The organism is Mycobacteroides chelonae CCUG 47445 (genome assembly GCF_001632805.1).
Taxonomy (GTDB): Bacteria; Actinomycetota; Actinomycetes; order Mycobacteriales; family Mycobacteriaceae; genus Mycobacterium; species Mycobacterium chelonae.
In genome coordinates this window covers 2,757,332-2,771,526 of record NZ_CP007220.1, presented here as the reverse complement: position 1 = coordinate 2,771,526, position 14,195 = coordinate 2,757,332, and the positions used below count along the sequence as shown (strand labels likewise).

Below are 14,195 nucleotides of genomic sequence, written 5' to 3'. Positions count from 1 at the left end.
TTGAAGGTAGGAGAACGCCGTGACTGTTTACGCCCGCCCGGGTGCGCCGGGATCGCTGATGACTTTCGCATCCCGCTACGAAAATTTCATTGGTGGGCAATGGGTTCCCCCGGCCGAGGGCCGATACTTCGAGAATCGCACGCCGGTGACCGGGGAGGTGTTCTGCGAGATACCGCGTTCCGGCGAGGCCGATGTGGAGAACGCTCTCGATGCCGCACACGCCGCGGCCCCCGGCTGGGGCAAGACCTCGCCTGCGGATCGGGCGCTCATCCTCAACAGGATTGCCGACCGGATGGAATCCAACCTGGAGTCCATCGCCGTTGCCGAGTCGTGGGACAACGGCAAGCCCATCCGGGAGACCCTGAACGCAGATATCCCGTTGGCCATCGATCATTTCCGGTACTTCGCCGGTGTCCTTCGGGCGCAAGAGGGTTCACTCTCGCAGATCGACGAGGACACGGTCGCCTACCACTTTCACGAGCCTCTCGGCGTGGTCGGGCAGATCATCCCGTGGAACTTCCCGCTGCTGATGGCGAGTTGGAAACTCGCCCCGGCCATCGCCGCGGGCAACACGGTGGTACTCAAGCCTGCCGAACAAACCCCCGCGTCGATCCTGTACCTGTTCTCTCTTATCGGTGATCTTCTGCCTCCCGGTGTGGTGAACATCGTCAACGGGTTCGGGGTGGAGGCGGGCAAGCCACTGGCATCCAGCAGCCGGATCGCCAAGATCGCGTTCACCGGCGAAACCAGCACCGGCCGACTGATCATGCAGTACGCCAGCCAGAACCTGATCCCGGTCACGCTGGAGCTCGGCGGCAAGAGTCCCAACCTCTTCTTCTCCGACGTGATGGTCGCCGGTGACGACTTCCAGGACAAGGCCCTGGAAGGGTTCACGATGTTCGCGTTCAACCAGGGTGAGGTGTGCACCTGCCCGTCGCGGAGCCTGATACAGGCCGACATCTTCGATGAGTTCCTGGAACTGGCCGCCATTCGCACCAAGGCCATCCGCCAGGGTGACCCGCTGGACACCGAGACGATGATGGGGGCACAGGCCTCCCACGAGCAGCTGGAAAAGATCATGTCGTACATCGACATCGGCAAATCCGAAGGGGCACGGTTGGTTACCGGCGGTGACCGGGCCGACCTCGGCGGCGATCTGTCGGGCGGTTACTACGTGACACCCACGGTCTTCGCCGGCACGAACTCGATGCGGATCTTCCAGGAGGAGATCTTCGGGCCGGTGCTGGCCGTGACCTCCTTCGCGGACTACGACGACGCCATCGCCATCGCGAACGACACTCCGTACGGGCTGGGTGCCGGAGTGTGGAGTCGCAACGGCAACATCGCCTATCGCGCCGGGCGTGACATCAAGGCCGGCCGGGTGTGGACCAACTGCTACCACCAGTATCCCGCGCATGCCGCCTTCGGCGGCTACAAACGGTCGGGTATCGGCCGCGAGAACCACAAGATGATGCTGGATCACTACCAACAGACCAAGAACCTGTTGGTGTCCTACAGCTCCAAGGCCCAGGGCTTCTTCTGAGCAACGCCACCGGCGACATCACCCGAAAGCGAAGTCATTCAACTGAATTGATCTGTGGAGAGCAAGGAAACGATATGGCGACCACCAAGCACGGCCTCGTCGAGGAGCATCTGGAAAGCGCGGACTATCTGCGCAAGCGCCAACTCAAATCGGGGAGCGCGGGGTGGCTGCTGCTGGCCGGCCTTGGCGTGAGTTACGTGGTGTCCGGCGATTATTCGGGCTGGAACTTCGGCCTCGGCCAAGGTGGTTTCGGGGGGTTGGCCATCGCCACGGTGGTGATCGCCGGTATGTACCTGGCACTGGTGCTGGGGATGGCCGAACTTTCCTCGGCGCTGCCGACGGCGGGCGGCGGTTACACCTTCGCGCGCCGCGCGCTCGGCCCATGGGGCGGATTTGCCACGGGTACAGCGATTCTCATCGAGTACTCGATCGCTCCGGCCGCCATCGCCACTTTCATCGGCGCGTATGTCCAATCGCTGGGTCTGTTCGGCATCACCAACGGATGGTGGGTCTATCTGGCCGCTTATGCGTTGTTCATCGGGATCCACCTGTCCGGGGTTGGCGAGGCGCTCAAGGTGATGTTCGTGATCACCGCGATCGCCTTGGTGGGCCTGCTGATCTTCGCGGTTGCCGCGGCCGGCCAGTTCGACGTTCACAATCTCACCAACATCGCGGTAGATGCGGGTGCGGCCGGGTCCTCCAGCTTCCTGCCACACGGATACCTGGGCATTTGGGCGGCCATCCCGTTCGCGATCTGGTTCTTTCTGGCTGTCGAGGGTGTTCCGCTGGCAGCGGAGGAGACGGCCAATCCGGAACGCAATGTGCCGAGGGGGATTATCGCGGCGATTGGCGTGCTGTTGGTGACCTGTACGATCGCACTGGTGCTGACCACGGGCGCCGGTGGCGCGGAACAGATGTCGGATTCGGGCAATCCGCTGGTCGAGGCGCTCGGTCATGGCACTGCCGCCAAGCTGGTCAACTACATCGGCTTGGCCGGACTCATCGCCAGTTTCTTCTCGATTATCTACGCATACTCACGGCAGCTGTTCGCGCTCTCCCGCGCGGGCTATCTCCCGACGGTGCTGTCGGTGACCAATTCGCGGAAGGCGCCCACGTTGGCGCTGATCGTCCCCGGACTTATCGGGTTCGCACTGTCGTTGACGGGGCATGGCGACCTGCTTCTCAACATGGCGGTCTTCGGTGCGGCCCTGAGCTATGTGCTGATGATGGTCAGCCACATCGTGCTTCGCGTGCGCGAGCCCGCCATGCCGCGGCCGTACCGTACCCCGGGTGGTGTGGCCACCACCGGCTTTGCTTTGGCCATCGCGGTGCTGGCGGTCATCGCGACCTTCCTGGTCAACCCGGTGGCTGCGGGCTTGTGCCTGGCGGTGTTCGCGGCATTCATGGTCTATTTCGCGCTGTACAGCCGCCACCGTCTGGTGGCGAATTCGCCCGACGAGGAGTTCGCGATGCTGGCGGAGGCTGAAAGCGAGCTCACGTGAAATACCGGCAACAGGTCGCGGGGGTCAGCTACGCGTTCGACGGGCTGGTGGACGTGATGGCCAAGGCGACCCCACTGCGATCGGGTGACCAACTGGCCGGCTGCGCGGCGGATTCTGATGCCGAACGGGCAGCCGCCGCATGGGTTCTCGCGGACCTGCCGCTCGACACATTTCTCAACGAAGCGGTGGTGCCCTACGAAACCGACGAGGTTACCCGGCTGATCATTGACAGTCACGATCGTGGCGCCTACTCGGGCATCGCGCATCTGACGGTCGGCGGCTTTCGGGATTGGTTGCTGCAGAGTGCCTCCCGCGACGACGGCGCTCAGCGCATCGCTGCCGTGTCTGCCGGGGTAACCCCGGAGATGGCGGCGGCAGTCAGCAAGATCATGCGCAATCAAGACCTGGTGGCGGTCGGGGCGGCGATGCGGGTGAGTGCGGCCTTCCGCACCACGGTCGGTGGAGTGGGGACGCTGGCCACCCGGCTGCAGCCGAATCACCCCACCGATGATCCCCGGGGTGTCGCCGCGGCCGTGCTCGATGGGCTGCTTCTGGGGTGCGGTGACGCGGTGATCGGTATCAACCCGGCGACCGATTCGCCGGAAGCCACCTCGGATCTGCTTCATCTGCTGGACTCCATCAGATCGCGCTACGACATTCCGACCCAGTCATGCGTCCTGTCGCACATCACCACCACCATCGGATTGATCGAGCGGGGCGCGCCGGTTGATCTGACGTTCCAATCGATCGCCGGGACCGAGGGCGCCAATTCTGCTTTCGGAGTGAATATTGCGCTGCTGCGTGAAGGCCGCGATGCGACCCGGGCGCTGCGGCGCGGGACCGTCGGTGACAACGTCATGTATCTCGAAACCGGGCAGGGTTCGGCGTTGAGCTCCCACGCCCACCTGGGCACCGGCGGTAAACCTGTCGATCAGCAGACCCTCGAGACGCGTGCCTACGCGGTGGCCCGCGATCTGCAACCGTTCTTGGTCAACACCGTCGTCGGATTCATCGGGCCGGAATACCTCTACGACGGTAAGCAGATAATCCGCGCCGGATTGGAGGATCACTTCTGCGGCAAGCTGCTTGGTCTGCCGATGGGTGTCGACGTCTGCTACACCAACCACGCAGAGGCCGACCAGAATGACATGGACACACTGCTGATCCTGCTTGCCGCTGCCGGGGTGGCATTCGTCATCACTGTTCCCGGCGCCGACGATGTCATGCTCGGCTACCAGAGTCTGTCGTTTCATGATGTCCTGCAGGCGCGCCGGACGTTGGGCTTGCGTCCGGCACCCGAGTTCGAACAATGGCTGCGTGCCATCGGAATGATCGACGAAGCCGGCGCTCTCACCCCCTTTGACGTGACGAGCTCGCCGCTGCGTGCGCTGACGGCATCGGGTGCCTGATGACGACAGGTGATGTGGCCCGCCAAAAGTTTTGGAAAGAGCTGCGGGTGAACACCCAGGCCCGGATCGGTCTGGACCGGGCGGGCAATGCGCTGCACACGCGGGATGTGTTGGACTTGGCTGCCGCACACGCGGCCGCCCGTGATGCGGTCCACGTGCCCCTGGACACCGAGCGTCTCACCGCCGAAGTCGGTGGTATCGGATTGGGGACACCCACGGTGGTCACCAGCCAAGTGAGTTCGCGCGCAGAGTATTTACGCAGACCCGACCTCGGGCGGTTGCCGGCGGACTTATCGTCGGTGCCGCGGGAAGGGGCCGATATCGGATTCGTGCTTGCCGATGGACTGTCGCCCACGGCCCTCATGCGCCACGGCGTCCCGCTGCTGTGCGAGCTCGTCCTTCAGCTCGGAGTTTCCTACAGCTTGGCCGCGCCCGTGATCGCTACGCAGGCCCGGGTGGCGCTCGGCGATCACATCGCCGCGCAGGGGCGGTACCGAACGCTGATTGTCATCATCGGCGAGCGGCCCGGCCTCAGCGTTGTCGACAGTCTCGGCATCTATCTCACGCATTTGCCGCGTCCGGGTTGTACCGATGCTGACCGCAATTGCATTTCCAACATCCACCCGCCGGACGGGCTCAGCTACCGGGAGGCCGCGCACATCGCGGCGAGTCTGGTCGGTGGTGCGCGCCGGTTGGGCCGTTCCGGCGTGTCACTCAAGGACACTTCGCGTGCCGGCGCGATTGACGGGGCCGGACAGAGCGAGTTGCGCTGATCTGGGTGCTTACCCCGTGTCACCCATGACGAGGCCCTCGCGGCGTGGATCCGCACCGCCGATCCATCCCTGGCCTCGTCGCACCAGCGCCGACAGCCCACTGGACTGATCGGCGATGTCGACAGTGTGTCCGCGACTGCGCAGCCCTTGGACCAGTGGATCATCGGAGCCGTTGTTGTGCGCGTCGATGTTGGGGTGTTCTCCACCGACATTTGTCTTACGTGAGTTATTGGCGCCGAAGTCCACCATGGAAACCGCCTGTTGCGGGTCGAGCCCCCAATCCAAAATGCCGACAAGGGTTTTCACCACGAATTGGATGATCACCGCACCGCCCGGAGAACCCAGCGCCAGCAGCAGGGCGCCACGCTTGCCGGACTCCGCGCGTTCGAAGACCAGGGTGGGGGCCATGGAGCTGCGCGGCCGCTTTCCCGGCTGTAGCCGGTTGGCAATGGGAAGCCCGTCCTTGCCCACGGGCTCGGCGGAGAAGTCGGTGAGCTGGTTATTGAGGATGAAGCCGTCGACCATGTGGAAGGAGCCGAATGCGGATTCCACTGTGGTGGTGAGTGATGCGGCGTTGCCTTGCCTATCGACGACGGTCACCTGGCTGGTGCCGTGTTCGGGAGTGGACACCGCGGCAGAGGCGGGAACGTTGAATTCGCCGGGCCTGGCGGTGCCCATCGTCTTCTCGCCGGAGATCAGCCTGGCACGTGCGGTGAGGTAGGCCGGGTTGAGCAGGGTGTTGGGCGAATTACCCGGCAGTGCCACGAAATCGGTGTCGGCGACGTACTTGTCGCGATCGGCGTAGGCCAGCCGCTCGGCCTCCGCGATGTAGTGCACTCCGTCTACCGTCGGTCTGCCGCCGTCCAGGTCGGCGTCGGTGGGGCGGTAGGAGGCCATCGGAAAGTTCTGCAGGATGCCCAGGGTGGCGGCGACAGCGATTCCACCCGAGGATGGCGCTGGCATGCCGCAGATTTCGTGATCGCGGTATGTGGTGCAGAGGGGTTCACGGCGCTTGGCCGTGTACCCGGAGAGATCGGCCGTCGTCATCAGGCTTGGGGTGCGACCGGACGAGGTGTCTGCTGCCGCCGCGACGATGTCCTCGGCGATGGCACCCCGGTAGAAGGCGTCAGGTCCGTCGGTGGCCACCGCGCCGAGGCTTTTCGCGTAGGCAGGATTGGTCAGCTTGGTCCCCGCGGACTTCGCTGATCCGTCGGGGTTGAGAAAGTACGTGCCCGCCTCGGGGTCGATGGCAAGACCGGCCGCCGAGTCGCTGATGGCGGCGGCGAGGCGCGGGCTGATCTCGAAACCTTCGTCGGCCAATTGAACTGCCGGAGTGAACAAATCGCGCCATGAAACGGTGCCGTGCGCGGTATGGGCGTCGTGGAGTAGACGAAGGATGCCGGGAACGCCGATGGAGCGTCCCGATGATCGGGCATCGGGCATGGGCTTGGCTCTGTTGGCATCATCGATCCAGCGCAGATAGTTTTCGGTCGCGGCCGCGGGAGCCACCTCTCGGCCGTCGTATGCCTCGACGGCACCCGTTTTGGCGTCGTAGTAGACGAGGAAACCTCCGCCACCGATCCCGGAGGATTGCGGCTCGACGAGCCCGAGGACGGCTTGTGCGGTGATCAATGCGTCCGCCGCGGAGCCGCCGTCGCGTAGCATCCGACAGGCCGCCTGGGTGGCCAGCGGGTTGGCCGTCGCGACGGCAAAGCTAGCAGTGCGAACGGCCGTCATGCCCGTGCGATAGCCGGTCGCGACCTCAGGGTTGGTGGAGATATCGCGTTCCCCGGAGGGACCCGCGGTGGCGGTGTTCATGACGGGAACGCCATTGGTGACGATGCTGCACGGCTCGGATCCGGCGCCCGGACGCATTGCGTGGTCGGTCGAGCAGCCCACCGTCACGAGTGCGGCGAGGGCGAGGACGGCTAGCGGTCGTGGTGGAATCCTCACAGTTCCATCACGTTAGCGGCTACCGGGTGAGATCCACCGGGTGGTAGGAGAAACCGATTTCGACCGGCGTGTTGGTGAGTTCAGAACTCCGGGCGGACAGCACCGACTGGCCATCGGGATCGATCGTGACGGTCAGCGGGATCGCGGTGCCCTTGCTGTTGGTTACTGCCGGGGATGCGAACATCCCCACCAGCAGTGGCGGCTGATCCGGACCGGCAGCATCGGATTCGATCAGCAGCGTGGTGTCATGACGCACCCAGTGTGTGCCCGCGGGAAGCGCGAGGTGCAGGTTGTAATCGAACGAGTCGGAAGGATTCTTCTTCACGATGGTGAAGTATTCGCCGCCGTCGACAAGGGGGGTCACCGTGAAGTCGGTGTCGGCAGACCGATAGGTCGCCTCTCCGTCGGGGCCCCATTCGGCGGGCATGAGGGGAGCGCTGTCGGGCAGGTGGATTGTCAGCAGCTCGCCGGGTTTACCGGTCCTGACCTTGATGCCCTCCTGCGCAAAGACGGGAAGTATCGCTGTGCGGGTGGCGGCTTCAGAATTCGGTGCGGGTGCCGGGGTGTCGGGATCGGCCGCGGCGATCGCGGGTGACAAGGCGATCCCGCTCATCGTCAGCAATGCGGTGGCCAGGGAACTAATGCCGAACTTCATTCAATTCGTCCTTCTGTGTCAGCACGCCAGCGTGACGTGGGCGACCTTGGTGGAGACTGGAACTGATGTCGGCCTGTTGCGCATATCACGCGCGCTGGCGACGTTGGAAACCGGCGATTGCTGATTAACGGATTGGACGGTGCAGTTATCTGGATGACCGGATCCGATTCTCGTCACGGTGACGCGATAGCCGCTGGCCTGCAGGCTGTTGATCACCGCATCGGCGTCGTTCGACGGTCGGGCGTGCGCGTGAATCGCCGTCGCCAGAGAAAAGCTGGAAGCCGCTACGAGCAGGACGGGTATGAATCCACCAGGCAATCTACGCACCGTCATAAAGCCCTCACCTTGTAGTTGATTCTCTTTTCAGGCTAGCCGATCACACGCGCCGCGTCTGGAAGCCCGTGATTCTGAGCTGCGTTAAGTGCGGGGCCCAGCCTGGTCGGGTGCGGATATGTGCCGGGTTGTCGCATGAACAGCAATCCAACGATTGAGCCTGACCAAGTAAACAGCTACCCATCAATGGGTTAACAACGTTAGCTCGATGCTACTGTTGTTTATGCGAATAGCCGTGGCGAAGGTGATGTCTGGATATGTGTCGTCGATGCTTATCGGGGGTGTATTTCTTTGTAATATTGCTCACGCAGACCCAAGTGCTGAACCGCCCGACTGCTCGGCTGCTGACTTAGCGGGGATTGTGGCGGGGGTTTCCGCCTCGGAATCGGTCTATCTGCACACGCACCCTGACGTGAATGACTTCTTGTCCGGTTTGAAGGGCAAAAATGCTAAGGAAATTCGTACTGAACTGCGGCAGTACATGAGCTCACACCCGGATGTAAAACAAGATCTTCAGGATATTCGTCGGCCACTCACCGATTTCAAGAGCAGGTGTAGTGCCGAGTCGCTTGAAACAGTCGGCGATTCGGAATAGGGGGCAATGGCGATGCGCAGCGTTGCATTTATCACTGGCCTCCTGAAGCGAGGATCCATCATCGGAATGGCGGCATTGGCGTTGTTTGCCACGGCAAGTCTGAACGTTGCGCACGCGGACATTCCGCCGTGCGCCCCGCACGAAGACCCCGAGCACTATCGATGCAAGATCTACACGGACGATCCATTTGGCGTGTGGGAGTCCGAGGTTGAGCAGGAGCTGCTGGGGATTCCTTGGTCCGACCACTGACGGGCCGGGCCGGACGTGCTCTGCTCGCCAGGGTTAGTCGGACTCCGCGACTAGCCTGGATACGTGCCTGATCCCTCGACCTATCGACCGGCTCCCGGCTCGATACCCGTCGAGCCGGGGGTCTATCGATTCCGTGATCCGCACGGACGGGTCATCTACGTGGGCAAGGCCAAGAGCCTTCGTAGCCGGCTCACCTCGTACTTCGCCGATGTCGCCAGTCTGCATCGGCGTACCCGGCAGATGGTCACCACTGCCGGCAGCGTGGAGTGGACCGTGGTGGGCACCGAGGTCGAAGCGCTGCAGCTCGAGTACAACTGGATCAAGGAATTCGATCCGCGCTTCAATGTGCGCTACCGCGACGACAAGTCGTATCCGGTGCTCGCCGTCACGCTCAACGAGGAGTACCCGCGGCTGTTCGTCTATCGCGGGCCTCGCCGTAAGGGCGTGCGCTACTTCGGCCCGTACTCGCATGCATGGGCGATCAGGGAGACGCTCGACCTGCTTACCCGGGTTTTCCCGGCCCGCACCTGCTCTAACGGAGTGTTCAAGCGGCACAAACAGATTGACCGCCCATGCCTGCTGGGATACATCGAGAAATGTTCGGCGCCCTGCATCGGGCGGGTGAGCGCCGAAGAGCACCGGGAGATCGTTCTCGATTTCTGCGACTTCCTCTCTGGCAAGACGGATCGTCTGGCCCGGGACATGGAACGTGAAATGAACCACGCGGCTAAGGAACTCAATTTCGAGCGGGCGGCACGGCTGCGCGACAACATTTCCGCCTTGCAGCGTGCACTGGAGCGACAGACTGTTGTGTTCGGAGATGGCACCGACGCCGATGTGGTGGCCTTCGCCGACGACGAGCTGGAAGCCGCGGTGCAGGTGTTCCATGTGCGTGGTGGGCGGGTTCGCGGCCAACGTGGCTGGATTGTCGAAAAGTCGGGGGACCCGGGCGATTCCGATCTTGAGGGACTCGTCGAACAGTTCCTCACTCAGTTTTACGGCGACCAGGCCGATCTCGCGTATGTCGCCGACACGGATGCCGACGTGGCTCCGGTGCCGCGTGAGGTTCTCGTGCCGGTGCTGCCGCGTGATGCCGAGGGCATGACCTCCTGGTTGACCGGCCTACGGGGTTCCCGGGTCTCGTTGCGGGTACCGCAGCGCGGCGACAAAAAGGCGCTCGCCGAGACGGTGGAGCGCAATGCCAAAGAGGCCCTGTCGCAGCACAAGCTCAAGCGCGCAGGCGATCTCACCACAAGGTCGGCGGCGTTGCAGGAGCTTCAGGATGCGCTCGGCCTGGAGCAGGCGCCGCTGCGCATCGAGTGCATCGACATCAGCCATGTCCAGGGCACCGACGTGGTGGCCTCGCTGGTGGTCTTCGAGGACGGGCTGTCCCGCCGGTCGGACTACCGCCACTACAGCATCAGGGAGGCTGCCGGGGATGGGCGCTCCGACGACGTCGGCTCCATTGCGGAGGTGACGCGGCGCCGATTCGCCCGGCACGTGCAGGACCAGCAGGTTCACGGTGACGGTGGTCCGGGGTTGGATGTCGCCGGTGTTGCGGCTCCGGAAGGCAGGTCGAGGAAGTTCGCCTATCCGCCCAACCTTTTCGTCGTCGACGGTGGTGCGCCCCAGGTCAACGCGGCCGCTGCCGAACTGAGCGAGTTGGGTGTCACCGATGTCGCGGTGATCGGCTTGGCCAAGCGCCTCGAGGAGGTGTGGGTGCCGGGTGAGCCGGATCCGGTGATCCTGCCGAGGACAAGTGAGGCGTTGTATCTACTGCAGCGCGTTCGCGACGAAGCGCACCGATTCGCCATCACCTTCCATCGCAGCAAGAGGTCCCGGCGGATGACCGCTTCGGTGCTCGATGGCATACCGGGCCTGGGGGAGGCACGCCGGGCCGCGCTCGTCTTGCACTTCGGTTCGGTGGCGCAGCTCAAGAAGGCCAGCGTCGAGGAGATCACCGCCGTGCCGGGCATCGGCGCGGCCACCGCACTGGCGGTACGTGAGGCACTCGTCGGTCCAAGCAATTCGGGGGCGACTTCCGGTGCAATCGAAGCAACACTGCCCGCCATGGTCGAAAATGGAGTCGATGACAATCGATCCCCTTAACCTGGCCAGCGGACCCGCGAACGCCGATATCGACGTCGTCCTGGTCACGGGCCTATCGGGCGCGGGACGCGGCACCACCGCCAAGGTGCTCGAAGACCTGGGATGGTATGTCGCCGATAACCTGCCGCCCGAATTGATCACCCGGATGGTGGACCTGGGTCTTGCCGCGGGTTCACGCATCACGCAGCTGGCGGTGGTGATGGATGTCCGCTCCCGGGGCTTCACCGGCGATCTGGAATCGGTGCGTGCCGACCTGGCCACCCGGGGGATCAGCCCACGTGTGCTTTTCCTGGAGGCCTCCGACGAGAGCCTGGTGCGCCGCTACGAACAGAACCGGCGCAGTCACCCGCTGCAGGGCGGTCAGACCCTTGCCGAGGGTATCGCCGCCGAACGCGCGTTGCTCTCACCCATCCGGGCCTCGGCGGATCTGGTCATCGACACCTCGTCGTTGCCCGTGCCCGCACTACGTGCCGCTATCGAGCGTGCCTTCAGCACCGAAACAGTCGCACATCTGAGCGTCACCGTGGAATCTTTCGGATTCAAATATGGGCTACCGATGGATGCCGATATGGTCGTCGACGTCCGATTTCTACCGAACCCACACTGGGTTGACGAGCTGCGACCGCATACCGGTCAGCATCCGTCGGTGAGCCAGTACGTATTGAGCCAACCCGGCGCGGACGAGTTCCTGGACACCTACCATCGGCTGCTGAACCTCGTCATCGACGGTTACCGGCGAGAGGGAAAGCGCTACATGACAATCGCGGTCGGCTGTACCGGCGGTAAGCATCGCAGTGTCGCGATCACCGAGGCACTGGCCGCATCCTTTGCCCCCGATGAAGACCTGTCGGTGCGGGTACTGCACCGCGACCTGGGGCGCGAATGAACCCCGGTATCGACCAGCCGTTCACGCGCCGCGAACCCCGGATCGTTGCCCTCGGTGGTGGCCACGGTCTGTACGCCACGCTCTCGGCGGCACGACGGCTTACCCACGACATCACCGCCGTGGTGACAGTGTCCGACGACGGCGGCTCGTCCGGGCGAATTCGTTCCGAGCTCGGGATCGTGCCACCCGGCGATCTGCGCATGGCGTTGGCGGCGCTCGCCTCCGACAGCCCGCGCGGGCGCATGTGGGCCACGGCCATCCAGCACCGGCTGGGCGGCAACGGCGGGTTGGCGGGGCACCCGATCGGCAACCTGATCCTGGCCGGGCTCACCGACATGCTCGCAGATCCGGTCTCCGCGCTCGACGAGATGGGCCGCATGCTCGGCATCACCGGGCGGGTGCTGCCGATGTGCCCGATTCCGTTACAGATCGAGGCCGACGTATCCGGTCTGGAGTCCGACCCGCGGATGAGCCGGGTGATCCGCGGGCAGGTGGCGCTGGCGACCACCCCCGGCAAGGTGCGCCGCGTCCGCATGCATCCGGGCAACCCCCCGGCCACCCGGCAGGCCGTGGAGGCCATCATGGCCGCCGACCTGGTGGTTTTAGGGCCCGGGTCCTGGTTCACCAGTGTCATCCCACACGTCCTGGTGCCCGAACTTTTCGCTGCTTTGCAGCAGACCCAGGCTCGCAAGGCCCTGATCTTGAATCTGGCACCGGAGCCGGGGGAGACGGCGGGCTTTTCCGCGGAGCGTCATTTGCACGTACTCTCGCAACACGCGCCAGAGTTCGGTGTGCATGACATCGTCGTCGAATCCGCATCCGCAGATGACACCGAACGCGACCACTTGACCAGGGCAGCCGCCTTGTTCAATGCGCACGTTCAATTCGCTGACGTCTCGCGCCCTGGTACACATTTACATGACCCTGCGAAACTGTCTGCGGTCTTGGATCGAGTACGAACGGGTAGCGCGGCCGCGGCCGCGGGAACAGATGCCGAATCCACGGTGCGCCTGGCAGCGGGGGGCGGGAGCACGCAGCATGGAATTCAGAGAGGGGACACCCCGTGGCGATGACCGCCGAGGTCAAAGACGAACTGAGCCGCCTGGTGGTGACTCAGGTCAGTAGCCGCCGCGCCGAGGTCGCGTCGCTGCTGCGGTTCGCCGGCGGACTGCATATCGTCAGCGGCCGGGTTGTCGTCGAGGCAGAAGTCGACCAGGGCAGCATCGCGCGGCGTCTCCGCAAGGACATCTTCGATCTGTACGGCTATAACGCCGTGGTGCACGTGTTGTCCGCGGGCGGTATCCGCAAGACCACTCGTTATGTGGTCCGCGTCGCCAAGGACGGAGAAGCGTTGGCGCGGCAGACCGGTCTGCTCGATCTGCGGGGCCGCCCGGTGCGCGGGCTGCCCGCACAGGTAGTCGGCGGCAGCGTGGCCGATGCCGAGGCCGCCTGGCGTGGCGCGTTCCTGGCACACGGCTCGCTGACAGAACCCGGCCGGTCATCGGCGCTGGAGGTCAGCTGCCCGGGGCCGGAGGCCGCGCTGGCCCTGGTGGGTGCGGCCCGACGGCTCGGCGTGAGCGCCAAGGCGCGTGAGGTACGGGGCAGTGATCGGGTGGTGGTTCGCGATGGCGAGGCCATCGGTGCCCTGCTCACCCGGATGGGCGCGCAGGACACCCGACTGACGTGGGAAGAACGCCGGATGCGCCGCGAAGTGCGGGCGACGGCGAACAGGCTCGCGAATTTCGACGACGCGAACCTGCGCAGGTCCGCGCGTGCTGCGGTTGCTGCGGCTGCGCGCGTGGAGCGTGCCCTGGAAATCCTCGGCGACACGGTGCCCGACCACCTCGCGGCCGCCGGAAAGCTGCGCGTTGAGCACCGGCAGGCCTCACTTGAGGAGCTGGGCCGCCTCGCCGATCCAGTGATGACCAAAGATGCTGTCGCGGGCCGTATTCGGCGATTGCTCTCGATGGCCGACCGTAAGGCCAAGACCGACGGCATCCCCGATACCGAGTCCGCGGTGACCCCGGAGCTGCTCGAAGAGGCGTAGCAAGTCGCCTCACGCCGAGTGAAAACCGATGGCGAATTGTCGGAGTGCTTTCGTACCCTGAATCGGTGGACTTCGATAAGCAGGTGAAAACCGAAGGGGTCCTTGGGGAAATGCCCGAGGACTCTTCGGGCGAAGAGCCAC

The 14,195-nt window shown here is 64.3% G+C and carries 13 protein-coding genes; 10 read left to right on the top strand and 3 right to left on the bottom strand.

Annotated features, from left to right (window positions below):
* The first annotated feature begins 19 nt into the window (after positions 1 to 19).
* The 4 genes from adh (at position 20) to eutC (ending at position 5,227) form a co-directional block, all read left to right on the top strand.
* Positions 20 to 1,543, top strand: coding sequence for an aldehyde dehydrogenase (gene adh / locus BB28_RS13625; RefSeq protein WP_046253876.1), 1,524 nt, complete (start codon positions 20 to 22; stop codon positions 1,541 to 1,543).
* A gap of 74 nt (positions 1,544 to 1,617) precedes the next feature.
* Positions 1,618 to 3,045, top strand: coding sequence for an ethanolamine permease (gene eat, locus BB28_RS13620; protein WP_046253875.1), 1,428 nt, complete (start codon positions 1,618 to 1,620; stop codon positions 3,043 to 3,045).
* Entirely contained in the window at positions 3,042 to 4,454 is a 1,413-nt protein-coding gene (locus BB28_RS13615; protein ID WP_046253874.1) for an ethanolamine ammonia-lyase subunit EutB, read from the top strand. Before eat ends, BB28_RS13615 begins: the two co-directional genes overlap by 4 nt.
* Positions 4,454 to 5,227 (top strand): ethanolamine ammonia-lyase subunit EutC, encoded by a 774-nt coding sequence (eutC, locus tag BB28_RS13610; protein ID WP_046253873.1) that lies wholly within the window; start codon positions 4,454 to 4,456, stop codon positions 5,225 to 5,227. The genes BB28_RS13615 and eutC overlap by 1 nt, the downstream gene beginning before the upstream one ends.
* 9 nt (positions 5,228 to 5,236) lie before the next feature.
* Here the strand turns inward: eutC and BB28_RS13605 are convergent, their stop codons facing one another.
* From BB28_RS13605 to BB28_RS13595, 3 genes are read right to left on the bottom strand one after another with little or no spacing between them, the layout of a single operon-like run.
* Positions 5,237 to 7,180 carry a gamma-glutamyltransferase family protein gene (locus BB28_RS13605; protein ID WP_109550683.1) on the bottom strand — a complete coding sequence of 648 codons (1,944 nt, stop codon included), beginning with the start codon at positions 7,178 to 7,180 and terminating at the stop codon, positions 5,237 to 5,239.
* A 19-nt stretch (positions 7,181 to 7,199) separates the two neighbouring features.
* Entirely contained in the window at positions 7,200 to 7,835 is a 636-nt protein-coding gene (locus BB28_RS13600) for a hypothetical protein (protein ID WP_046253871.1), read from the bottom strand.
* 18 nt (positions 7,836 to 7,853) lie between these two features.
* The gene (locus tag BB28_RS13595; protein WP_046253870.1) at positions 7,854 to 8,168 is read right to left on the bottom strand and encodes a hypothetical protein; all 315 of its coding nucleotides are present in this window, start codon (positions 8,166 to 8,168) and stop codon (positions 7,854 to 7,856) included.
* 268 nt (positions 8,169 to 8,436) lie between these two features.
* Between BB28_RS13595 and BB28_RS13590 the strand changes: the two genes are divergently transcribed.
* From BB28_RS13590 to whiA, 6 genes are all read left to right on the top strand, one after another.
* On the top strand, positions 8,437 to 8,763 hold the full coding sequence (locus BB28_RS13590; RefSeq protein ID WP_046255818.1) for a hemophore-related protein: 327 nt from the start codon (positions 8,437 to 8,439) through the stop codon (positions 8,761 to 8,763).
* 12 nt (positions 8,764 to 8,775) lie between these two features.
* The gene (locus BB28_RS13585; protein ID WP_101312343.1) at positions 8,776 to 9,012 is read left to right on the top strand and encodes a hypothetical protein; all 237 of its coding nucleotides are present in this window, start codon (positions 8,776 to 8,778) and stop codon (positions 9,010 to 9,012) included.
* A 63-nt stretch (positions 9,013 to 9,075) separates the two neighbouring features.
* Positions 9,076 to 11,121 carry an excinuclease ABC subunit UvrC gene (uvrC, locus tag BB28_RS13580; protein ID WP_046253869.1) on the top strand — a complete coding sequence of 682 codons (2,046 nt, stop codon included), beginning with the start codon at positions 9,076 to 9,078 and terminating at the stop codon, positions 11,119 to 11,121.
* A complete protein-coding gene (gene rapZ, locus BB28_RS13575) occupies positions 11,093 to 12,007 on the top strand; it encodes an RNase adapter RapZ (RefSeq protein WP_046253868.1) in 915 nt (304 codons plus the stop codon). Before uvrC ends, rapZ begins: the two co-directional genes overlap by 29 nt.
* A complete protein-coding gene (locus tag BB28_RS13570) occupies positions 12,004 to 13,080 on the top strand; it encodes a gluconeogenesis factor YvcK family protein (protein ID WP_046253867.1) in 1,077 nt (358 codons plus the stop codon). The genes rapZ and BB28_RS13570 overlap by 4 nt, the downstream gene beginning before the upstream one ends.
* Positions 13,077 to 14,054 (top strand): DNA-binding protein WhiA, encoded by a 978-nt coding sequence (gene whiA / locus BB28_RS13565; RefSeq protein ID WP_030093500.1) that lies wholly within the window; start codon positions 13,077 to 13,079, stop codon positions 14,052 to 14,054. The genes BB28_RS13570 and whiA overlap by 4 nt, the downstream gene beginning before the upstream one ends.
* Positions 14,055 to 14,195 lie beyond the last annotated feature (141 nt).